The sequence below is a fragment of the Halobacillus sp. AWM4_238 genome (assembly GCF_056158265.1).
On sequence record NZ_JBSWSY010000002.1, the window covers coordinates 3,511,023 to 3,531,587 of the forward strand.

Below are 20,565 nucleotides of genomic sequence, written 5' to 3' on the forward strand. Positions count from 1 at the left end.
TTGCTTCTTACTCTTGATAGGTCTTGGAGTGGGAATGATCCATTCAATATATTGAAAAAGCCTTTGCAATTTAGGGAATTATTTATGTTTTAGGCAGGAAGAGCGATTAACGCGTAGATATCTAAATCAATGGCTATCCACAAATGTGTTAAAACAGAACGGTACCATTAAGGGAACGAATCCACTGACTTTTGCAGCACTTCTATTTAAATAGTTAAATATACATTTTTTCAACTATGTTATACCTACCCATACACCAAAGGAGGGGGTCTAATATGTTATATAGTAATCTATTTTAGAAAGGAGAGAGTATTATGTTTCTTCCAAAACATGACAAAAAGCGTGAGGATAAACGTGGAAGATGTAGTTGCTATGAACATTTCTACCACGACCAAAAAAAGAAAAAAGACAAAAATCCATTTTGTGATCTACTGAAAAGGATCCCACCGAATTATGAAGTAGAAGAGTTGTTTGTAAATGGTGAGGATATTGAAGTTGAGAGATTTGTTAGCATCGACCATAAAACTGGGTTAGCCTATTTTGTTGGTGACAGTGAACAAGTGATTACTGTGAATTGTGAAAAAATCGATGCCATTGAATGGGACGATTAATTACTCCTTTATAAAAAACGAATTTCTGGCTGTCGAGAAGGTCGACAGCCTATTTTAATTCAAATATAACTGTACTAATTTTTGTGATCGATTCTATATTTATAGGGGCTGTTTTGAACGTGTGAATTTTTCCAATTATAAATATCTAAGTTATCTCCCGAGCGTAAAGAACCTTGAGTGTCTTTGTAGGTATTCTATTTAACTAGTTAAATCATACATTTTCTATTTACCTGATAACTACCTATACGTTTTAGGTTTCACTTTAATATATTATAGTAATCTACTAAAGAAAGGAGAGAATATTATGTATCAAAGAGAACGAGATGACAAATGTTGTTATTATGGGAACCACGACCGTAAAAAGAAGAAAAAAGACAAAAATCCTATTTGTAATCTACTGAAAAGAATCCCACCGAACTATGAATTAGAAGAGTTGTTTGTAAATGGTGAGGATATTGAGGTTGAAAAATTTGTGAGCATCGACCGTAAAACTGGGCTAGCCTATTTTGTTGGTGAACAAGGACAAGTAATTACGGTGAATTGTAGAAAAATTGATGCCATTGAATGGGACGATTAATTACTCCTTTTTAATTAGAGAGTTTCTGGCTGTCGAGAATGCCTCGACGGCCTTATTTACTTTATGTACTAATCTTATAATTCTAAAACTTGCTCTAAAAATCAGAAGGTCTATTTTCTATGGGAAACTTTTTTTGTGTTACGATGAACCCTTTTTCATCCTACTCTATGTTATCACAGGTATAGCAGGGCTGGCTGGGTATTGTGCAGTGGATTTGATTAGGAAACTGGGTATCAAAATGACTATAGACATTGGGATCTTAGTCTATGCCTCCTATAAACTGATTTTCTTACTATTATGCTTCATCGGTTGTTCAAAAGTGTTTGCCTTACCAGTTACACCGGAGCAGTGTTAGCTAAAAGTCCGTCCTTGTGACGGGCTTTTTTTTTGGATGTAAAACGGTAAGCATGTGTGGAAAAGTAACCCTAAACCTACGGGATTGATCAACAAACGGGGCGTCCAAGCTCTCTCCCATAAACCAGTCCGAAACCACTTGCTATTTTTCTGCATAGAATGAACGAAGTGACCGATGGAAGCAAATGTATAGTGGAAATGAAACGTACATGGAGATAACGAATGAAGGTGAAAAAATGAGCTATATAGACTCCTCATCCTTTGTGAAGTGTGGAAGGGTATTGGATCCGGATTTACCAAGTCAGTTAAATCAAAGTGAACCTCCTCTATTACTAGGGGAAGTTCATGTGAATACAAAAGATATCGCAAGGCCATGCGTATTAGTCAAATACTCTGAGTTCATAAGTTTTTCACTATTAGGATTAAATCCAAAAATAAAGATCATTTACCGTCTAATTAAAGAGCTACGTGGTGCAAAGCGTGCACAAATTTTACAGGAATGGGAGTTTGAATTTGAAACCGCCGATGTACTGGAAGTGGCTAATGTCGATACAAATCAGCCGACTGTTCTCAGCTTTTGTGATTGCTTAAGAACGGAAAAGAGAGAAATTGCAACCTATAAACTAGAAATCATTCAAATCGAAACGAATAATCTCAGGAGCTACGCTATTACCAATAAAAGTATCACAGCAACGGTGATCAGTGAGGCACCCGGACAAATGAAAGGGTTAACGAGCAACTCAGCTCATACCAAGGAGGAGCAGTGGTGAAAAGAATAAGGTCTTCTTCTCAACCTAAGCTGTATCCGTTTCATAACTCTAAGGATAGAAAAAGAGAGAAAGACATCGACCAGAATACTTGTGTCCCCTTCGTAGTATGTGGCGAAGTGTTCCATCCGGTTTTACCAACGCGACTGAAAAAAAAGGACCCGCCTGTTAAGCTAACTCAACTAACAATCAATACAGAAGATATGAATGATCCATGTGTATTCATTAACTTTTCTGGTTTTGTGACCTCTATTTTAAGAGAAGCAAGCTTCAATCAATTGGTCTTCAGATTAGTTAGAACATGCCGTGGAGACTCTACTAAAGAAATTCTAGAAGAATGGCCGTTTAGAAGAGAGTTTGTGAATGATACCAATATAAAAGAACCTGTCGTGTATAACTTTTGCGAATGTTTGCAACCTCACAAGGAATTGAGTTGTACGTACACGATGGAATTAGTCGAGGCAGAATTATCCGAGCAATCTTCATACAACATCACTCAAAAAAGCATGACGGCTCAAGTATACGGCCGCTTCAATAAAAGGACGTAAGAATTTTGGAAAGGAGCGTTCCTATGCAAGCAAGCTCAGGTTTCCCTTCTTTGAATTGTGGCAGAGTATTTAAAGTCAAACTGCCCAATGAGTTAGCTGGTCATGAACCACCTATAAATCTAGCCGCAGTCAAAGTAAATACAAGGAATATTAAAAACCCCTGTGTCCTTTTCAATTACTCTCAAAATTTAACATTTGACGTTTTTGATTCCGATCCCATCCTAAGCCTTGTGTATAGGCTGGTTCGCAGGTCCAATCGTTCAGGAAACGTGAGTGTTCTTGAAGAATGGAATTATAAAGTTTCTGAGGTTTTTCCTACAACAGTGGAGGAAGAAATTCGTACCATTGAGCCGCTGGTGGTTAACTTTTGTGATTGTTTGGAAGGTCATGATGAAGAATCTTTTATATATATTTTGCAATTAAAAGAAATCATCAGTAATAATACGACTTTTTCTATAACGAATCAGCAAATATCAGCGATCACTAGTTGTGGAGAATCAGAGTGAGTAGAAGTTGCTCATGTGGCCGATCCTCTTATGGATTCCTAATGTAATCCGTAAAATACCTGCATCCAGGTCGTCACTGCTTGATCGTGTATGGGAAGGTATTAATCTGGAATCAGTTACCTTGAGGATGAAATATTTCGGGCATTCTATATCTCTTATATTTTCTACTCAGAGAATAGGGGTGGAAGAACGGACATATGTCCAATAAATATCCTCTCCAACTTGGACCAGACTTCTTTCTTTATTCCTTTGCTTTAGATATAGAAACAGAATGTAAAAGATTACAAGGAATGGTTCTATTTTTTTGTGCCTGATCCCACTTCGCTAGAGGGTTTACGAGGTGCGGGTCAGGTACCTTTATAAGGAATCTCTGTTTCCTGCGATTAATCCACTGGAGAATACATGAACACGCCTGATAAGCAGAAGGAATGAAGCATACCCAAAAAATGAGTAGACATGCCTCCATTCTGAGCTGAAGGCGATCCAACCCGCCTCCTCCATAACCGGCTCCAGCATCATTGCCAGCAAGCTGGCGAGAAGAATAAAGCCGAATCGAGCCATGCGATTCATGGGAATCATGATCCATAAAGCGAATAAGGTGCAGAACGGGATCACCACTAAGGTGAACCGTATGTCAATGGGGAAAACAGACGGATAGGGACGTGCCAGAAAATCATAGTACTCTTGGGCGGTTAACCATAATTCAATATACGTCGTCAGGAGGGAGGCGGACACTAATGTGAAGAGATAGGGCAATAATAGAGGTTTATTGCTTGCGATGGAATAAGACTTTTTTGGTGAAGACCGTCCATTCGAGTTTTTCGATGGTTCCACAGTAGTCATGTTTGATTTCTCCTTTTACGTTTTTGGGCATAGGTTTAAAAAAGTCAATCCCGCTCCATTCGCGAAACCAATCACCTGTTTCAGCCTTCGCTTGGTTGCTGTTTTTCCAAGCATTTTCAAGACTCGGACTGTAAATATGGCTGGAACCTTTTTGCAACGTACAATTTTTTGTTTGGGGAGTATACAATTTTCCGGGTACAGTCTCTTTTACGTCATTAAACAATTGGGGCCAGTAATCTTTGCGAGATCCCGTATGGGGAGTAGCTTTTGCCCAATCAATAAAGCGTTGCAGGCGATTTGTTTCAGAAAAAAGTAAAGCATATAATCGTTTCCCTAATTCGATTCGACTTTCCAAGGAGGAAAATTGGTGTAATGTTTGCCCAACTAACAAATTTGAAGTGAAAGGCTCTTGTGAGTAAGGGAATAATATGTGGCTCATATTCAGCAAATCCTGTAATTTAAACATGATTGTATCAAGTACCGTATATTGATAGGTGGGGTTCTGGATCACTCGTTTTTCCAAATAGCTTTGTTCATTAATGATCATCGCCAGAGCAAGGGACTTGCGGTCCTTATTTTTCCAAAAGTCTGACCAAACGATTTTCATAAATGTTGACACATTTAGATAGGGAAGAAGGTCGAAGTGTGGGCGTTGCCTTTTCATACTCTCCTCATAAAGAAGAAACTGAGGATAAACATCCTGGAAAATAAGCCAGTTTCCTCGTTCTAAGAAAGAAAAGAACTGGAATTGTTCTTTTTCGGTTAACAGCTTTGCTAGAAATTCTCCTTTTAAATCAGTCATGTTCCAGCCCCCATTTCGAGATACCATGTGGCCAAGGAAAGCCCATTCAATTTCTGGGTGCCGTAAATAGAAGTCTAAATAAGCCTGTGTACGTGTTATGTTATTCGTATTAAGCTGCTTCGTTTTGTCTTGAATTGATGTGATCATATACAGGTACTTTGGTGGTAGTGAGGCAGCAGGGTGGTCCACGTTTGCTTTGAATTTCTTCTTCAACTGTTTTTGTAATTTTTCCAGGGAATGAAATGTTCCTGAAACATCAATCAGAGGTGATCACTCCTCTCCAAGAATGTCCGTTAACAATAGAGAATAATTATAGGAATCATAAATTTCGTAGAGGTGGATGAATGATTAGAATGGTAGTTATCGATGGAACGTGATAACGAATGGAAAGGTTGGTTATTCAGATGGTTGGTTGAATAGTGCGTTCGAATTGGAGCTTGCGCATGTCAATTACCATTATTTTATTACGTTCTCTGGATATTCATGAGGAGAAGTTCATACAAGCTAGGATAGGTGAAGTGAACAACAAACAGGAAAAAGCAATCCCAGGAAATTGGTTTAATAAAAACTGGATGTAAACAGATTAAATATGTAGCTTATCATCATTCATTTGAAGCATATTTGCGAGGGGTCACTAAAGGTTTAAAGTCAATTGATTATTTTTTGGCCATTTGCATTTGGAATGGCAAAGTTGAAAAGACTTATAACATTATGTACTCACTGATTGAAATACTTTATAGTCAATTTAAATAAGCACAACTCCATATCATTAGTTAGCCTCTCATAAATACACGGATCTTATGAGAGGCATTTATTGTACATTTGTAAGATACGTACAAATGTTTAACTTACCATAATCCAAGGTTTGGCGTGATGGTTATTAATACTCCCGATATTTTTAGCGTGAGAACTTGAGCATGCACATCATAAATCTTACACATTTTTTGAACAGAAGACATTAATAATAAAATCTCACTTAGTATCTTTTTCTTAGAGGGATAATTTGTCCTCTAATTTCTCCTCCAAGGTTTTGCTCTGTATGAACGTTTACATACGTAAGCTCTTTTTCCATAAGCTTCAGTAAATCATAGACGTCCCTGACTCCCAGATCATTGTCTTCAATGTCTCTATCGGTGATGACTCCATTGACGACTCCACGTTTGGTTGTGATTCCATTTTGTTCTGCAAGAGTCATTAAGTCAGCACCAAAAAGGAAAACAAGTACAGGCCCGTTTTCATCTCTTCTCCCAAAGTGGATATGCGCTTGAACAAAGTTCTTTATATCTTCCACTTCTAACTGAAATTTAATTTTTGTACAGTCTTTATTCGCGATGAACTTGGCCACCCCAGTGGCTCTTGTATCTACTGGGGGAACTTCATTCTTTCCTCTTAGCTTTGCGATAAATTTACTCATATGTTTCACCTCCCAAATGAACTAATGTATTCTATGTATTTGAACTAGGACTTGTATAGATGAAAGAATCAGGTGCCTGTGTATTTATCGTATAGAAGGAGTTCAATGATAGAAGACCCATATGTAAATCATCGTCTAGCTGCCCGAATGGGTGGTTTTATCGATGGGTTAATAGATCGAGTATTTTATCTCTCTTCAAGAGTAGAAACGTTCATAATGTAAGACATCTTACACTCCAACACTAAAGTATTGCTGAATGGATGCACACTTGTTATATTTGTCCTGTACCAACCGGTTGGTTTTTGGGCGATTAAATAAACAATCACTAAAATTTGAGAGGAGAATAAAACATGGCTAAAATGAACGAAAAAATTACTGCGGTATCAAAAGGAATGAACACAGAAGGTAAATCTCATGGTCACACGGTCGTCATTGACGAACCAGCAAACATGGGAGGAACAGACGAAGGTGCGAATCCACTAGCTACGCTGCTTGTATCATTGGCAGGCTGTGAGAATGCGATTGCCAATTTCGTTGCAAAAGAAATGGATTTCGATCTTCAAGGCATTGATTTTGAAATCAATGGTGAGTTGGACCCTCGCGGTATGATGGGGGAAGAAGGCGTACGCCGTTATTTCCAAAAGATTACCGTCAATGCAACGGTACACACGAGTGAATCAGAAGAGCGCTTGAAAGAGCTGCAGGAAAAAGTAGATGATCGCTGCCCAGTGTACACGACGATGGTAGCTGCAGATGTTGAAATGATCCCTAATTGGGTTAAATCATAATTGATCGATCCAGTCCCCCCTTGAGTTCACTCAAGGGGGGCATTATGTTTATGGGTGATTCTTTAAAGGATGTAAGGCTTCTTACAGCTTCATTCTCATAAAACTTTTACAATAGAAGAAAATAGGATGAGAAAAGTGAAGAGGTGAGGGATGATGGAAACGTTTGACGTGATTGTTATTGGTGGAGGTTCTGGTGGGTTGACTGTAGCATCGGGAGCTGCATCTTTAGGTGCGAAAACGGCGTTGATTGAAAAAGAACCACATTTAGGTGGCGACTGCCTGCATGTAGGGTGTGTCCCTTCCAAAGCATTTATTGAAGCAGCAAATGAGGTGTACGCTTCACGCCAAGGGAGTCGGTTTGGATTGGAAGTGACCGGCGCTGTGGATATGAAACAAGTGAACCGCCGTGTAAGGAAGTCGATTGACCATATCCAGGAACACGATAGTATAGATCGATTTGAAGACCTGGGTGTGACAGTATTGATTGGTGAAGCTCAGTTTGAAGACGCTCAGACGGTTGTTGTTGGCGGTCGCAGATTAAAAGGAGATAAGATTGTGATATCCACCGGTTCGCGAAGTAACGTTGCTCTTATTCCTGGTTTAGAAGAGGCCGGTTATATCACAAACGAGACAGTATTCGATTTGGATTGGCTCCCGTCACGCCTCGCTTTTATAGGTGGTGGCCCGATAGGCTTGGAATTGGCTCAAGCTTTCTCCAGGTTAGGGACACAGGTAACTGTGCTTGAAGGAGGCCCTGCCATTCTAGGAAAAGAAGATGGAGAGATTCAGCGAGCAGCCACAGATATTCTCAGCCAGGAGTTGAACATTATAACCAATGCGAATGTAGATCGGGTGAGAAAAAGCTCTGAAAAGAAACACGTATCTTATGATGTGAACGGTCATAAAGAAACATTGGAAGTAGACGAAATTTTTGTCGCTACAGGGCGGAAGCCGAATACAGAGAGACTGGGGCTGGGCTCTGCAGGAGTATCCATGGATGAACGTGGATTTATTCAGGTTGATGAAACGCTAAGAACGTCCCAATCCCACATTTTTGCCATCGGAGATGTGAATGGATCCTTTCCTTTCACACACGTAGCCGGGCAAGAAGGGAAACTTGTCGTCCAAAATGCATTATTTAATTTGAAGCGTAAGATTTCCTATCAACATACACCATGGAATACGTACACGACCCCTGAGATCTTCCATTTCGGTTTGACTCAGGAAGAAGCAGTTGATCAAGGAAGAGACATCATGGTCTATAAAACCTCTCTTGACGAAGTGGATCGTTTCGTAGCGGACCATAAATCAGAAGGTTTTATCAAAATCATCACAGAAGATAAAGGAAAAATCATAGGAGCCCATGCGATTGGTAAGGGAGCGGGTGACTGGATGCAAGTGGTCATCTTGGCTGTAAAGCAGGGAGCGAAAATTGGTGATCTGTCTCAAATCATTTATCCTTACCCGAATCATGCGGCAGCGATTGAGCGTGTGAGTAATGAATATTGGAGAGCTAAACTATTCTCTGGATTCATTCCACGATTGACGAAAAAAGTAATTCAATGGCTTCCTTGAGCATCGATTATTCACTACATGGTTAAAAAAGAGGAGCTTTATTATGAATGTTCTCTATACGATGGATGGATGCCCCATTTGCGCTAGAGCCATCGACCATTTAAACGAAGAGGAGATCCCTTATAAACTCATCAATATTTTTGAGGAAAAGAATGCAAGGCATGAATTGAAATCATTGATTGGTGAAGTGTATACCCCTGTATTAGTCCATGATCAGGGATTATCAAAGGGGCAGGACATTATGGAATGGACCAGGACAAATGAATTTTCCTAACCACAAACGTCATGCCTCCAGTAGGGCATGACGTTTTGTGGTTTTATTCTTTTAAGTTTTTCCTAATGTATTGGATGATTTTGCGCAATTCCTTAGGATGTGGACGACCAAAAGGGCTTGTTTGTCTTTGTTGATACATAATCTTCCCTGATTTATCCGTTAAAAAGTAGGCGGGTTCTCCATGTGTGCCATGGTCTTCGTATGGTGCCTGTTCATCATGGTAATGAACACCATAAGACTGTATAAACTCTAGATTCTCATCATTCAGCACGGGAAAAGTGAACCCATGTTCCTGAATCATTTTCTCAAGGTCTTCCTTTTCGTCATACGTAATTGTAGTTAAATGGATGTTTTGTTTTTCAAAATAGCCTTTGCTTTCTTCTAGCTCCTGTAACTCACTCATACAGGCAGGGCACCATGATCCTCGGAAGAAGATAATCAGGTGCCAGTGATCAGACTGTTGTTTAAGAACGTTTGAAAAGCTGTACTCCTCACCGGCTATACTAGGAAGTGTGAAATCGGGAGCTTGTTGATTCAATTTGAATGTGGTCACTGGGAAACACTCCTTTACTAGATATCACGTTTATTTTATACGAATGGAAAGATATTAAATGTAATTGAAAATACAGACAATTCAGGAGCTGTTGAGTTGCAAAGTTAGGGGATCGGCAGAAGGGGGGATTAGATTGGGAAATGGAGACCACTGTGATCCCCATTTCTTTTATTCATAGAGGTGTCATCCGTTACATGCAAAAAAGTAGGTGCTTCATAAGTCTGTGTTTATGGAAGGTTTAAGAACTCTTGGGTCTTGTCAGCATCGACAGCTAAATACCGGATCTTTCGAACATAACCTTCCTTCTTCAACTGACTCATAATAGCGCTTGTCGTTTCTCTGGTTGCTCCGATCATGTTCGCGAGATCCTGGTGGGTCAGCTTCATTTCAATCGTTTGCCAATTTTGCTTTCTTCGTCCGGTTTTTTGACTGAGCATTAACAAAAGGTACAACAACCGATGTTTTACGCCACTTAGTGCGATTTTTTCGCTTAGGCTGTAGAAATCTTTCAGTCGTGAAGACAAGATGTCAATTAACTTTAAAGCGACGTGGGGGTTCTGCTTTATGAATTGTTCATAGTCGTTGTGGCTCAATGTACAAATGTACGTATCGTCCATAGCTTCGGCATACGTTTGATCATCGGTCAAACTGATGGTGGACGTTTCTCCGAAAATATTACCGTCCACTAGGATGTCCAGCGTGAATTGTTTGCCTTCATCATTCATACGATAGAGGCGTACTTGTCCTTTTTTCAATAAAAATAAAGCATCAATCGGGTTATCAGGGGAGACAATGATCGTCCCCTTTTTCACAGGACTCATTTCGCTCATTTGATCAATACTCATCAGCTCATCTTGAGATAGTTCTTCAAATAAGCTGATCTGAGAAAGTAGTGCTAGTTTATCCATGTTCATTCACCTCGTTAAAAGTACATCATAGATTATTTTCCTTAAGATATGTATGGAGACAAATTAGAATTTCAAACGAATATAAAGGAGTTCCTTATGGATAAATATAATCGCATTCTCATTCATTTACAAGCGCAGAAAACAAAGCATCGACAAGAGAAGCCCAGGCTCGGTTCTCCAAGTCTTTGACAAAATTTTTGATTATATTACGTTGTGAATACTCATTAGTAACAATAGGTAAGTGCCATAAGATTTGAGAGGGTCAAGGAGTGGGACAATGAGAAAAGTTAGCCAATCATCATGTCCTTCTTTTGATTTATGAAGGACTATACCTATAATTGTAAGTATGTTAAGGTGACTATGTACCAACTGGTTGGTTAATATATAAAACAAGGTGATTGTTGTGAGTGATAAAAAGGAACAGATCATCAAGGCTACTGCTGAATTGATTCACTCTAAAGGGTATGAAGCGACAAAACTTAGTGATATCATGAACGCTTCTGAAATTGGCAAAGGCCAGTTCTATCACTACTTCTCTTCCAAAAGGGACTTAGGCTTACATGTGGTTGACTATTATGTGAACATGTGGAGGGAAGAATTGATCCATGGAATTTTCGATTCAGCAGATACATCCGAGGCAAAAATGGAAAAGATGTTAGAGTGGGCGATCGAATACCATAGCTGCCCTTCTAAAATCAGTGGCTGCCCGTTCGGAAACCTCGCCTTGGAAATGAGCGAACACGATGAAGAGTTTCGAAGGAAAATTAACGAATTGTTCCATGATTGGATTCACCGGTTAGAGGTGGTTATCAGGGATCTGCAGGGCGAGGATAAAACATTACAGAAAGCCCGGGCAGTTGTCGCTCAAATTGAAGGCGGAATTCTTTTAATGAAGAATTACCAGGATGACTTTATTTTGAGAGATATCCTTGAGATGATTCGATCTCAGTATATAGCAAGCAGATGAGCTTGATCACAAAGTTGTTTATAGGATTGAATCCTTGGAACAGCTTTTTTGTTTTCGGAACGTTTCGAGGCTGGGTTGATGTCGAGAAAACCGACGCCCGGTATCATGTTTAATATGTTTATCGGTCGGTTTTGAGGTTTTATCGGTTAGTTTTGAGATTTTATCAGTGACTTTCATACATTTATCGGTGACTTTCAAGATTTTATCGGTAAACCACTTAAAAATGCCCGGATCTTCTCCTATTAGAGAACCCGGGCATTTTTTATTATTATAATCTTCCAGTCGTCTCTCAAAAATTTTTCACTTCGAAAGTGACCGTCGTTTTTTATGATCTTTTTTTATGCGACGGCTTCAGTTTTTACTGAATCTTTCTTTGCTAATACATTAAATACAATGGCTACGATCAATGAAAAGAATAGGTGAGTAGCGAGGCTCATGAGCATATCGGGTGTAAAGGCATTAGCTATGTTGGTTCCCATCCCCATCATCATAGGCATGATAACAAGCGGCCCAACGGCCCAGATCCCGATGCCGAAAAGAATGGCTAATGACCATAGATTCCGAATAACTAAAGTCAACAGACCGAAGGAAATTCCAAAAATTACGCTGATCATCATATGGATGAACCATCCCATGACAACACTTTCGCTCCCCATGGTTCCAGCAAGCATAACGAGCATTCCTTGCATCTGCATCATAATTCCAAAAAGGATACCTCCGATGATCCCGCCGATGACTCCATACAGGACAGCTTTACTCAAAGCGTTGGTCATCTCTCGCACACTCCTTATTATTTGATGGTTCCATTGTATGAAAATTCAATAAATAATTCTGTAATCGTGCTTACTTTTCAAGCAATTAGTCTGCAGTTAAACCCAACCATTTTTTTACCGGGTTTCTGAAGTAATAGGTGATTCCAATTAAACCTAAGAATACGGCTGCAGCGATGATGATCGTGACCATGTTTCCCGACGCAATACTAGATCCAAGGAAGCTGTAGGCGAAAGTACCAGGGATCATGCCAAGTACAGTGGCAAGTATAAAGGAGTTGAAGCGGACCTTAGCTATGCCTCCTGCATAGCTAAGCAAGTCGAAACTGACGATAGGGATGAGTCTCAATACTAGAATATAGAGGAAACCGCGCTTCTCCATTTGTTTGAACAGTTTTTCCGACCAGGTGAAGCTCTCCATTTTCAAAACGGACCGACCAAACAAACGGGCCATAATATAGCCGGTCATAGCTGCTCCGGTTGCTCCAAAAATGATGTAAAGCACACCCGGCCACACGCCAAAGGCTAGTCCTGCCCCAAGAGAAAGAACAGAAGTGGGGAAGAATACGATCGGCCCGATTGTATAGATGAAGAAAAAGATCACAGGCCCCCACCAACCGAACGACAAGATGAAATCACGAATGTCTGATGGACGGATTTCTAAATGAAAATGGGTGATGTATGAAGCCGTAAGAAAGATCAAAAGAATCAAGGCAACTTTCAGCCAGCGAGATTTTAAAGACAAGAGAGCTCATTCCTTTCTATACATCATGGTTGTTGTCATGATAGATGATCAAGTGTTATTTCTATCTTAAAAGATTTTTACACAACAAGATGTGACCTGTCATACAAAATGAAGATGGATACAGAAATCTCTACCAGGCTGATCTCCCATTTTAAGTACAAAACGTGTCCATTCGACTGATAATCGTAGTGTAGAATGGAGGTAGGCAAGTAAAGACATCTTTACAGGAAGGTAGGAGGGAGCGAGGAACATGCCTTTTAACAACCCCATTCATCCAGAAGAATTGAAGAAACAATGGGCGAATACTAATTTTAATCATCATGTCGAAGATTTATGGGAAACGATTCAGTCGCCAGGTGTGCCGCGAGACGGAATACCACCCTTGGATCATCCATTTTTTACATCAGTATCGGAAGCTCTTCATGAACCATCTCAAGAAGCCATGATTGTTATGGAAGGAGATCGTGAAGTGAAAGCCTACCGGGTCGACGATGTGATGCTTCATGAAATTGTTAACGATACGTTAGATGACACCCCTATCGCTGTGACTTTCTGTCCATTATGTAATAGTGCTATTGTCTACAAAAGAATGATGGACCAGCAAATCCTTCGGTTAGGTGTGAGTGGTATGCTTCGTCACAATGATTTAATCATGTGGGATGATGTAACGGAGTCATGGTGGCAGCAAATGACGGGAGAAGGAATAGCCGGGGTAGGGACAGGGCATCAACTTAAAATGATTCCGAGCTATATCATGAGTGGTGACCAAGTAGCTCACCGGTATCCTGATGCCAAAGTTCTTACGAAAACAGCGCAAGACCCGTTACCACCCGCTCATCAGACCGGAGACTTCAAGGAACGCGGGCCGAAAATGGTAGATACGACAAAGGTTATGGCAACGATCCTGAACCAACGGCCTGTAGCGATTAACTTTGAGCAGATTCGTCGTGAAAGATTCCTGCAATTCGGGTTGGATGGAAATCGTTACGTCATTTTTGCAAACCCTGATGTGAGTGACATGGGAATTGAAATACGTGAGAATTCAGGACAAGCTTTTATGTATATAGCGGATTCGAAGAATCAAGCATTGAACTTCCAACATAAAGGTGGAAAGCATGTTATTGATAAAGAAACGGGAAGTGAATGGAATGTTTTTGGAGAGGCAATCAAAGGGCCTCTTCTTGGAGAAAAATTAATGAGGATTCCTTTGTATCCTCATTTCGAAAAACCATGGTTTCAGTTTTATCCGCATTCCTTGTACATCGATGCTTAAGCTCAAAAAAAGCCCGGCCCACACGTTGCTGAAGTTTTAGCGAGGTGGGGGTCAGGCTTTTTTTAATTATTAAAACGGACGGCATGTCTATGACTTTTATCCGTTTTTCTTCTATTAATAGAATCCGCGCCCAAACCCGCCTGGACCAAATCCACTGCGTCCGTATCCACCTGGGCCAAACCCACGGCCAAATCCACTGCGCCCATATCCACCTGGGCCAAACCCACGGCCAAACCCACGGGGGCCGAACCCACCTGGGCCAAATCCGCGGCCAAATCCACGGGGGCCGAATCCACCTGGACCAAATCCGCGGCCAACACCACCCGGGCCAAAGCCTCTGTATCCGTAAAATGACATATCCTTTCACCTCGCTTTGTTGAGGTAGTTTTAACACTATAACTTATGTAATAAAGTTGCAGCTTGTATAGTCAGTCCCCCTAGGACGGTTTGGAAAGTGCCTGAGCCTATCTTAGCTAGCGTGTTAGTAAAATAAGTTTCAGTCACTCTTGATTTATTAAATCTATGAAACTACTTTGACAGCCTAAAAAAGACATGTTAGTGTTAAAAACGTTAAATAAATTCTTAACAAACTTAATTCACTTCAGAATTGGAGTTGATCAAATGAACGTAAATTTAAAACTTAAACAATACATTAATGGGCGATGGGTAGACGCAAATTCCGAAAATACGCGTACGATCATTAACCCATTCAACCAAGAGGCAATCGCCGTTGTTCCTGAAGGCGACGAAACAGATACACAAGCAGCCATTGCTGCAGCAAGAGAAGCATTCGATCATGGCGAGTGGCCGACAACGCCAGCAACAGAGCGTGGGGCGATTGTGCGGAAGATTGCTGAATTGATTGAAAGAGATCGAGAAGAATTGGCGAATCTAGAATCCTTGGATACTGGTAAAACCGTAGAAGAAAGCCGTGGAGACATGGACGATATCGCCGGAGTCTTCCGTTATTATGCAGAAATTGCGGATAAAAATGGCGGTGAAATCATCGAATCTCCCGTGCCGAACTCGATTAGTAAAGTCGTTCATGAACCGGTTGGTGTTTGTGGGCAGATTACCCCGTGGAATTATCCTCTCCTTCAAGCGTCCTGGAAACTGGCTCCAGCGCTTGCAACTGGAAACACGTTAATTATCAAGCCAAGTGAAATTACACCACTTACTCATATAAAAGTTTTTGAACTCATCGAGGAAGCGGGAGTCCCTGCTGGTGTTGCGAACCTCGTTCTTGGTGCAGGTTCTACTGTAGGTGCAGAGTTGTCCAGCAACGAAGATGTGGATCTTATTTCTTTCACCGGTGGAATTGTAACTGGGAAAAAAATCATGCAGGCGGCAAGCTCGAACGTGAAGAAACTTGCTCTTGAGCTTGGCGGGAAAAATCCGAATGTCATTTTTGCGGATGCTGATTTTGACCTTGCTGTCGATCAGGCAATGAACGGTGTGTTCTTCCACGCAGGACAGATCTGCTCTGCTGGTACAAGATTGATCGTAGAAGAAAGCATACACGATGAGTTCGTAAACGCGCTTGTAGAGCGAGTGAAAAAGTTCAAGTTGGGTAGCGGATTTGATGAAGATACCCAAATGGGGCCACTGATTTCCGCTGAGCACCTCGCGAAAGTTGAAAAGTATGTCGAAGCTGGGATTGAAGAAGGGGCGACGTTAGCCGTTGGCGGTCAACGCCCGAAAGATCCTGAGTTGCAAAACGGATTCTTCTATCTACCGACTATTCTCACAAACTGTACAACCGATATGACCGTTGTTCAGGAAGAAGGGTTTGGTCCTGTCATTACAGTAGAGAAGTTCTCTGCAGAAGAAGAGGCTGTAAACCTTGCGAATGACTCCATCTACGGACTTGCTGGCGGTGTCTTCACAAACGATATCGCAAAAGCAGAACGCTGTGCAGCGAAAATGCGCATGGGTACGGTGTGGATCAATGAATTCAACCTGTACTTTCCACACGCACCATGGGGTGGATACAAGCAGTCTGGAATCGGACGTGAGCTAGGCAAATTAGGAATTGAAGAATATACAGAGACAAAGCATATTTTCCAAAACCTTAAACCAGAACAAATCAACTGGTTCTAATCTGACCATTAGAATGAACCATTTATGAAAAAGTTTTATAACGGGAGAAGGGGATCTAGATCACCTTCTTCCAAGATACAACATCAAGGAGGAACAGTGTATGGCTATGATCGAATCATATGATTATGTAATCGTTGGAGGCGGCAGTGCAGGTTCTGTCATGGGAAACCGTCTAAGTGCAGATGGGAAGAAAAGCGTCCTTGTACTTGAAGCAGGACGCAGTGACTATTCTTGGGATCTACTCATTCAAATGCCTGCGGCTCTTCCGTTCCCTTCAGGCAAAAACCTTTATGACTGGCAGTACGAATCCGACCCGGAACCTTATATGAATGGACGCCGCATTCCGCATGCGCGAGGAAAAGTACTCGGAGGTTCAAGCTCCATTAACGGCATGATTTATCAGCGCGGGAACCCGAAGGACTATGAACGCTGGGGCGCCGATGAAGGTATGACCAATTGGGATTGGGCGCATTGCCTTCCTTACTTCAAGCGTTTGGAAAATGCTCTGGAATCCCCGGATGATGACCTGCGTGGTCACGATGGTCCGATCAAGTTAGAGCGTGGGCCAGCTAGAAATCCTTTATTCCAAGCCTTTTTTGACGCAGGTGTCGAAGCGGGTTATTCCCGAACCCCTGATGTGAACGGTTTCCGTCAGGAAGGTTTCGGACCATTTGATAAGCATGTGTACAAAGGTCAGCGTCTGTCCGCATCACGTGCTTACTTGCACCCGGTTATGGACCGTGAAAACCTGACCGTGAAGACACGTGCTTTCGTTACGAGCATCGACTTTGATGGTACGAAAGCCAAAGGATTGACCTATAAGCGAAATGGAAAAATGCATCAAGTGGAAGCAGGAGAAGTGATCCTTGCAGGTGGTGCGATCAATACACCACAGTTGCTTCAACTTTCTGGTGTAGGGGATGCTAAGCACCTTCGTTCCCTTGGCATTGATCCGGTTGTTGACCTTCCAGGTGTCGGAGAAAACCTTCAAGATCACCTTGAAGTGTACGTCCAGCACGCATGCCCGGTTCCGGTTTCCGAACAGCCGAACCTCCAAAAGCGACGTATGCCTTGGATCGGTCTGCAGTGGATGCTCGGACGTACAGGCCCGGCAGCGACAAACCACTTTGAAGGCGGAGGTTTTGTCCGTTCGAACGACGAAGTTGACTACCCGAACTTGATGTTCCACTTCCTTCCGGTAGCGGTACGTTATGATGGACAAAAAGCTCCAACGGATCACGGATTCCAGGTACACATCGGACCGATGTATTCTGATGCTCGTGGATCCTTGAAGATTAAGTCAAAAGATCCGAAAGAGCACCCAAGCATGGTTTACAACTATCTTTCTACAGAACAAGACAAGCGCGAGTGGGTCGAAGCGATCCGAATCACGCGTGAAATCATGTCACAACCAGCGCTGAAACCATACAATGCTGGGGAAATTTCACCTGGTCCTACCGTTCAAACAGATGAGGAAATTCTGGAATGGGTGAGAGAAGACGCAGAAACAGCCCTTCACCCGTCTTGTACGGCGAAAATGGGACCTGAATCTGATCCGATGTCTGTTGTAGATCCGGAGTCTATGAAGGTTCACGGACTCGAAAACGTACGAGTGGTCGATGCATCTGCTATGCCTTATGTAACAAACGGCAACATCCATGCACCTGTATTGATGCTGGCAGAGAAAGCAGCCGACCTTATCCTTGGACGCGAACCGCTGGATCCGGTTGATGCGGATTACTACCAGCATGGTGTCCATCCGGCTGATGCAGGGACAGTATCTAAATCCAATGCTGTAACTAAATAAACTTTTTTGAGAAGGACTCTTTCTACATGTATGGGCTCAGTACATCCGTGTATGATCGAGTGCCTTCTCTTTTTGTTCATAGAAGGTCGGACAAGTGACCAAGCCCCCTTTTCACCTTAGGTAACGAAAAGGGGGCTTGTTTTTTTTATTCTGATTTATTTGTGAATCCTCATCGTTCTTTTGTAGCGCTTTTTAATCAGCTCGTAGTGCTTTAAATAGCGAGTAGACCATCAACCGCAAGATGATCGAGAAAGGACAGGGGGACGCAATCAAAGTATTCTGTAAGGAAGTCAGCCCGCCTGTGGAAGAATACAGTCCAATCCATCACCCATTAACGCTCTTCCTCACTGTTTAGATCCAGACGCAGGACCCTCGGGAGCGAGCGTTTGAACATAGGAACCAAGTGTATACAAGGATTGATCTTTGTAAGAGGATGCAATCTTTTCGAAATAAACGTTAATCATCTTGTAAAAGAGAGTTAAAAAGCGGTTAATAGTTCGAGCGTACACTGAACGTGACTACATCAAAGGAGGGCAAGCTCCATGGACAAAAGCAAGAGCATTTTTCTATGTATCATCGCATCTGTTCTATTAATAGTACCTTATTCCGTTTCAGCCATTGATGGACCTTTATTTACAACGGGTGTCCAAGATGGCGGCATTGGAAATACAACTCACTATACGGATGAAGTCCCGAATATATCTGTGGATCCCAAGGTGAATGACATTATCTATCCTCTCTTTGCTACACCAGCCATAAAGAAGCAAGGGGATACACTTACGATCCAAGTGGATAGTCACGGAAAAGAAGCAGCAGGTTGGAGTGCTAAGTTGAAGCCGACCGATCAGTCAGCTTTTACAAAAGCGCACAATCTATCTGTACAAAGTATCGAAATGGGCGAGTCTCATTGGAAAGACAGTTCAAAAATCTATGATGTGACTGTTACGATTCCAAAAGAGGTTCCAGAGGAGTTGTATGACCTAGAGGTGTCTTACACGGCTAATGGTCAACGAAAAACCGATGAGCAGCCACACTCGGTCCAAGTGGTAAAAAACTTTGATGAGGATTTCACCTTCTTGCACTTAACCGATACACATATCGGCTCCCCTCGTAACTTAGGGAACCATGAAGACCCAGATACCTCTACCATTTCACAAGGTCGTCTGGAAGAAGCGGGAATGTGGAATCCGGACAAAGACGAGCGGTGGAAGTACCTGCAAAAAGCCATCGAGGAAGTAAATTTGAAAGACCCGGACTTTGTCGTTGTGACGGGAGACTTAATGTATGGGCAGTTGAATCCTCAAGAATATATTTATGAATATGAAGAAACGTATCGTATGCTTCAAAAACTTGATGTACCTGTTTACTTGGTTCCTGGTAACCACGATTATTATGCCCAGGATGCGACGCTTGCGGACGGTGCGAAATACTGGGAGCAATACTTTGGACCACAATACTTTTCTTTTGACTACGGTCCTTATGCTCACTTTATTGGGTACAACTCCTTTGATTGGCACAAGTTCGATCGTAGTGGACATGGAACGCTCTCCGTGCCGACATGGGGTGGGCAAATTCGTGAAAAGCAATTGAATTGGGTCGAACAGGACCTTAAGGAAAATGCTGAAACAGCAAATCAGAGTCAGATTACAGGCATCTTCTCTCACCATAATCCACTGTGGCGTGACCGTGAGATCTGGCCTCAAGACGACCCGGAAGTGCAGAAGTATTGGGAAGAGTACGACAAACAACACAATCCACAAACCCTGGCAACACTAACTCTTGGAGAAAAATTAGGAATTCAATATGATCAACAATGGCATGGGGAAAATGCACATGAATTAATCGATATTATGGAGGAAAACAAGGTGGATATTAGTCTGCATGGACACACTCATATCGATAATGTCACGAAAAACAACGGTATTCTCTATGCCACCACCACTTCCCTTGAACTCACAGGGAAACCATGGGTTGGCTTCCGTCCATTCCAAGTGAAGAACGGTGAATTGACCAATTACAACTATGAAGATCCAGGACGTTCTGTACCTGTTTATGAAAATGGGAATACTGAATCAGGTGTCATGTCACTGGAGTCTGAATACTTGAACCCAAATAATGGCCAGGCAACGGAACAAACGGTAACCCTTCACAACAGGCTCAATAAAGAAATGACCGTAACCGTTCCAATTTATCTCGTAAAAGGCGATTATGATGTTTCAACAGGCGAAGTTCAACAGAACATCTCATCAGACGATAAGCAGTATATCGAAGTTCAAATTACTTTGCCGGCACAAAGTACGAAAGAGATTCGTGTAGAATAAGTTCTTAAAAAGGCAGGTACTCTCTTTTTCTGGAAAATCGTTAGAAAGAAAAAGCGGTCCAT

At 41.8% G+C, this 20,565-nt stretch carries 23 protein-coding genes; 14 read left to right on the forward strand and 9 right to left on the reverse strand.

Annotation, left to right across the window (positions count from 1 at the left end; translation table 11 throughout):
• Window positions 1-314: 314 nt before the first annotated feature.
• The 5 genes from ACXACN_RS17535 (at window position 315) to ACXACN_RS17555 (ending at window position 3,363) form a co-directional block, all read left to right on the forward strand.
• On the forward strand, window positions 315-611 hold the full coding sequence (locus ACXACN_RS17535) for a hypothetical protein (RefSeq protein WP_474966147.1): 297 nt from the start codon (window positions 315-317) through the stop codon (window positions 609-611).
• Between the two features lie 304 nt (window positions 612-915).
• Window positions 916-1,188 (forward strand): hypothetical protein, encoded by a 273-nt coding sequence (locus ACXACN_RS17540; protein ID WP_474966148.1) that lies wholly within the window; start codon window positions 916-918, stop codon window positions 1,186-1,188.
• A 590-nt stretch (window positions 1,189-1,778) separates the two neighbouring features.
• Window positions 1,779-2,312, forward strand: a complete 534-nt coding sequence (locus ACXACN_RS17545; protein WP_474966904.1) for a DUF4489 domain-containing protein — start codon at window positions 1,779-1,781, stop codon at window positions 2,310-2,312.
• Window positions 2,309-2,857, forward strand: coding sequence for a DUF4489 domain-containing protein (locus ACXACN_RS17550; RefSeq protein ID WP_474966150.1), 549 nt, complete (start codon window positions 2,309-2,311; stop codon window positions 2,855-2,857). Before ACXACN_RS17545 ends, ACXACN_RS17550 begins: the two co-directional genes overlap by 4 nt.
• 23 nt (window positions 2,858-2,880) lie before the next feature.
• The gene (locus ACXACN_RS17555; RefSeq protein ID WP_474966151.1) at window positions 2,881-3,363 is read left to right on the forward strand and encodes a DUF4489 domain-containing protein; all 483 of its coding nucleotides are present in this window, start codon (window positions 2,881-2,883) and stop codon (window positions 3,361-3,363) included.
• A gap of 357 nt (window positions 3,364-3,720) precedes the next feature.
• On the opposite strand, the gene ACXACN_RS17560 is transcribed toward ACXACN_RS17555, so the two are convergent.
• Window positions 3,721-4,206: a CBO0543 family protein gene (locus tag ACXACN_RS17560; protein ID WP_474966152.1), complete on the reverse strand. Its 486-nt coding sequence runs from the start codon at window positions 4,204-4,206 to the stop codon at window positions 3,721-3,723.
• Complete coding sequence (locus ACXACN_RS17565; protein ID WP_474966154.1) at window positions 4,130-5,155, reverse strand: DUF2515 family protein; 1,026 nt, start codon at window positions 5,153-5,155, stop codon at window positions 4,130-4,132. The genes ACXACN_RS17560 and ACXACN_RS17565 overlap by 77 nt, the downstream gene beginning before the upstream one ends.
• A 296-nt stretch (window positions 5,156-5,451) precedes the next feature.
• Between ACXACN_RS17565 and ACXACN_RS17570 the strand changes: the two genes are divergently transcribed.
• A complete protein-coding gene (locus ACXACN_RS17570) occupies window positions 5,452-5,586 on the forward strand; it encodes a hypothetical protein (RefSeq protein WP_474966155.1) in 135 nt (44 codons plus the stop codon).
• Window positions 5,587-5,984: 398 nt separating this feature from the next.
• On the opposite strand, the gene ACXACN_RS17575 is transcribed toward ACXACN_RS17570, so the two are convergent.
• Window positions 5,985-6,422, reverse strand: a complete 438-nt coding sequence (locus tag ACXACN_RS17575) for a CHRD domain-containing protein (RefSeq protein WP_474966156.1) — start codon at window positions 6,420-6,422, stop codon at window positions 5,985-5,987.
• Between the two features lie 350 nt (window positions 6,423-6,772).
• On the opposite strand from ACXACN_RS17575, the gene ACXACN_RS17580 reads away from it, so the two are divergent.
• The 3 genes from ACXACN_RS17580 to ACXACN_RS17590 all read left to right on the forward strand — a co-directional run bounded on the left by ACXACN_RS17580 (window position 6,773) and on the right by ACXACN_RS17590 (window position 9,059).
• Entirely contained in the window at window positions 6,773-7,210 is a 438-nt protein-coding gene (locus ACXACN_RS17580) for an OsmC family protein (RefSeq protein WP_474966158.1), read from the forward strand.
• Between the two features lie 150 nt (window positions 7,211-7,360).
• The gene (locus tag ACXACN_RS17585) at window positions 7,361-8,785 is read left to right on the forward strand and encodes a dihydrolipoyl dehydrogenase family protein (protein WP_474966159.1); all 1,425 of its coding nucleotides are present in this window, start codon (window positions 7,361-7,363) and stop codon (window positions 8,783-8,785) included.
• Between the two features lie 43 nt (window positions 8,786-8,828).
• Window positions 8,829-9,059 (forward strand): glutaredoxin family protein, encoded by a 231-nt coding sequence (locus ACXACN_RS17590; RefSeq protein ID WP_474966161.1) that lies wholly within the window; start codon window positions 8,829-8,831, stop codon window positions 9,057-9,059.
• A gap of 43 nt (window positions 9,060-9,102) precedes the next feature.
• Here ACXACN_RS17590 and ACXACN_RS17595 read toward each other — a convergent pair whose 3' ends face one another.
• Window positions 9,103-9,612 carry a peroxiredoxin family protein gene (locus ACXACN_RS17595; protein WP_474966162.1) on the reverse strand — a complete coding sequence of 170 codons (510 nt, stop codon included), beginning with the start codon at window positions 9,610-9,612 and terminating at the stop codon, window positions 9,103-9,105.
• A 227-nt stretch (window positions 9,613-9,839) separates the two neighbouring features.
• The gene (locus tag ACXACN_RS17600) at window positions 9,840-10,520 is read right to left on the reverse strand and encodes a Crp/Fnr family transcriptional regulator (protein ID WP_474966163.1); all 681 of its coding nucleotides are present in this window, start codon (window positions 10,518-10,520) and stop codon (window positions 9,840-9,842) included.
• Between the two features lie 403 nt (window positions 10,521-10,923).
• Here ACXACN_RS17600 and ACXACN_RS17605 point away from each other — a divergent pair, with 403 nt between their 5' ends.
• Window positions 10,924-11,487, forward strand: a complete 564-nt coding sequence (locus ACXACN_RS17605) for a TetR/AcrR family transcriptional regulator (RefSeq protein ID WP_474966165.1) — start codon at window positions 10,924-10,926, stop codon at window positions 11,485-11,487.
• Between the two features lie 338 nt (window positions 11,488-11,825).
• Here ACXACN_RS17605 and ACXACN_RS17610 read toward each other — a convergent pair whose 3' ends face one another.
• Both ACXACN_RS17610 and ACXACN_RS17615 read right to left on the reverse strand, forming a co-directional pair.
• A complete protein-coding gene (locus tag ACXACN_RS17610) occupies window positions 11,826-12,260 on the reverse strand; it encodes a hypothetical protein (RefSeq protein WP_474966166.1) in 435 nt (144 codons plus the stop codon).
• A gap of 85 nt (window positions 12,261-12,345) precedes the next feature.
• Entirely contained in the window at window positions 12,346-13,002 is a 657-nt protein-coding gene (locus ACXACN_RS17615; protein WP_474966168.1) for a TVP38/TMEM64 family protein, read from the reverse strand.
• Between the two features lie 250 nt (window positions 13,003-13,252).
• On the opposite strand from ACXACN_RS17615, the gene ACXACN_RS17620 reads away from it, so the two are divergent.
• On the forward strand, window positions 13,253-14,275 hold the full coding sequence (locus tag ACXACN_RS17620; protein WP_474966169.1) for a DUF3179 domain-containing (seleno)protein: 1,023 nt from the start codon (window positions 13,253-13,255) through the stop codon (window positions 14,273-14,275).
• Between the two features lie 114 nt (window positions 14,276-14,389).
• On the opposite strand, the gene ACXACN_RS17625 is transcribed toward ACXACN_RS17620, so the two are convergent.
• A complete protein-coding gene (locus ACXACN_RS17625; RefSeq protein WP_474966170.1) occupies window positions 14,390-14,632 on the reverse strand; it encodes a hypothetical protein in 243 nt (80 codons plus the stop codon).
• A 264-nt stretch (window positions 14,633-14,896) separates the two neighbouring features.
• On the opposite strand from ACXACN_RS17625, the gene betB reads away from it, so the two are divergent.
• The gene (gene betB, locus ACXACN_RS17630) at window positions 14,897-16,375 is read left to right on the forward strand and encodes a betaine-aldehyde dehydrogenase (protein WP_474966172.1); all 1,479 of its coding nucleotides are present in this window, start codon (window positions 14,897-14,899) and stop codon (window positions 16,373-16,375) included.
• 106 nt (window positions 16,376-16,481) lie between these two features.
• Window positions 16,482-18,182: a choline dehydrogenase gene (betA, locus tag ACXACN_RS17635; RefSeq protein WP_474966905.1), complete on the forward strand. Its 1,701-nt coding sequence runs from the start codon at window positions 16,482-16,484 to the stop codon at window positions 18,180-18,182.
• Between the two features lie 192 nt (window positions 18,183-18,374).
• Here betA and ACXACN_RS17640 read toward each other — a convergent pair whose 3' ends face one another.
• Window positions 18,375-18,503, reverse strand: coding sequence for a BCCT family transporter (locus ACXACN_RS17640; RefSeq protein WP_474966907.1), 129 nt, complete (start codon window positions 18,501-18,503; stop codon window positions 18,375-18,377).
• A 221-nt stretch (window positions 18,504-18,724) separates the two neighbouring features.
• Between ACXACN_RS17640 and ACXACN_RS17645 the strand changes: the two genes are divergently transcribed.
• Window positions 18,725-20,503 (forward strand): metallophosphoesterase family protein, encoded by a 1,779-nt coding sequence (locus ACXACN_RS17645; RefSeq protein ID WP_474966173.1) that lies wholly within the window; start codon window positions 18,725-18,727, stop codon window positions 20,501-20,503.
• Window positions 20,504-20,565 lie beyond the last annotated feature (62 nt).

Excerpts from the sequence above, each read along its gene's own strand:
- ACXACN_RS17535 (WP_474966147.1), top strand. The coding sequence starts at position 315 with ATGTTTCTTCCAAAACATGACAAAAAGCGTGAGGATAAACGTGGAAGA.
- ACXACN_RS17540 (WP_474966148.1), top strand. The coding sequence starts at position 916 with ATGTATCAAAGAGAACGAGATGACAAATGTTGTTATTATGGGAACCAC.
- ACXACN_RS17545 (WP_474966904.1), top strand. The coding sequence starts at position 1,779 with ATGAGCTATATAGACTCCTCATCCTTTGTGAAGTGTGGAAGGGTATTG.
- ACXACN_RS17555 (WP_474966151.1), top strand. The coding sequence starts at position 2,881 with ATGCAAGCAAGCTCAGGTTTCCCTTCTTTGAATTGTGGCAGAGTATTT.
- ACXACN_RS17560 (WP_474966152.1), bottom strand. The coding sequence starts at position 4,206 with ATGACTACTGTGGAACCATCGAAAAACTCGAATGGACGGTCTTCACCA.
- ACXACN_RS17565 (WP_474966154.1), bottom strand. The coding sequence starts at position 5,155 with ATGATCACATCAATTCAAGACAAAACGAAGCAGCTTAATACGAATAAC.
- ACXACN_RS17570 (WP_474966155.1), top strand. The coding sequence starts at position 5,452 with ATGTCAATTACCATTATTTTATTACGTTCTCTGGATATTCATGAGGAG.
- ACXACN_RS17575 (WP_474966156.1), bottom strand. The coding sequence starts at position 6,422 with ATGAGTAAATTTATCGCAAAGCTAAGAGGAAAGAATGAAGTTCCCCCA.
- ACXACN_RS17580 (WP_474966158.1), top strand. The coding sequence starts at position 6,773 with ATGGCTAAAATGAACGAAAAAATTACTGCGGTATCAAAAGGAATGAAC.
- ACXACN_RS17585 (WP_474966159.1), top strand. The coding sequence starts at position 7,361 with ATGATGGAAACGTTTGACGTGATTGTTATTGGTGGAGGTTCTGGTGGG.
- ACXACN_RS17590 (WP_474966161.1), top strand. The coding sequence starts at position 8,829 with ATGAATGTTCTCTATACGATGGATGGATGCCCCATTTGCGCTAGAGCC.
- ACXACN_RS17600 (WP_474966163.1), bottom strand. The coding sequence starts at position 10,520 with ATGGATAAACTAGCACTACTTTCTCAGATCAGCTTATTTGAAGAACTA.
- ACXACN_RS17610 (WP_474966166.1), bottom strand. The coding sequence starts at position 12,260 with ATGACCAACGCTTTGAGTAAAGCTGTCCTGTATGGAGTCATCGGCGGG.
- ACXACN_RS17620 (WP_474966169.1), top strand. The coding sequence starts at position 13,253 with ATGCCTTTTAACAACCCCATTCATCCAGAAGAATTGAAGAAACAATGG.
- ACXACN_RS17625 (WP_474966170.1), bottom strand. The coding sequence starts at position 14,632 with ATGTCATTTTACGGATACAGAGGCTTTGGCCCGGGTGGTGTTGGCCGC.
- betB (WP_474966172.1), top strand. The coding sequence starts at position 14,897 with ATGAACGTAAATTTAAAACTTAAACAATACATTAATGGGCGATGGGTA.
- betA (WP_474966905.1), top strand. The coding sequence starts at position 16,482 with ATGATCGAATCATATGATTATGTAATCGTTGGAGGCGGCAGTGCAGGT.
- ACXACN_RS17645 (WP_474966173.1), top strand. The coding sequence starts at position 18,725 with ATGGACAAAAGCAAGAGCATTTTTCTATGTATCATCGCATCTGTTCTA.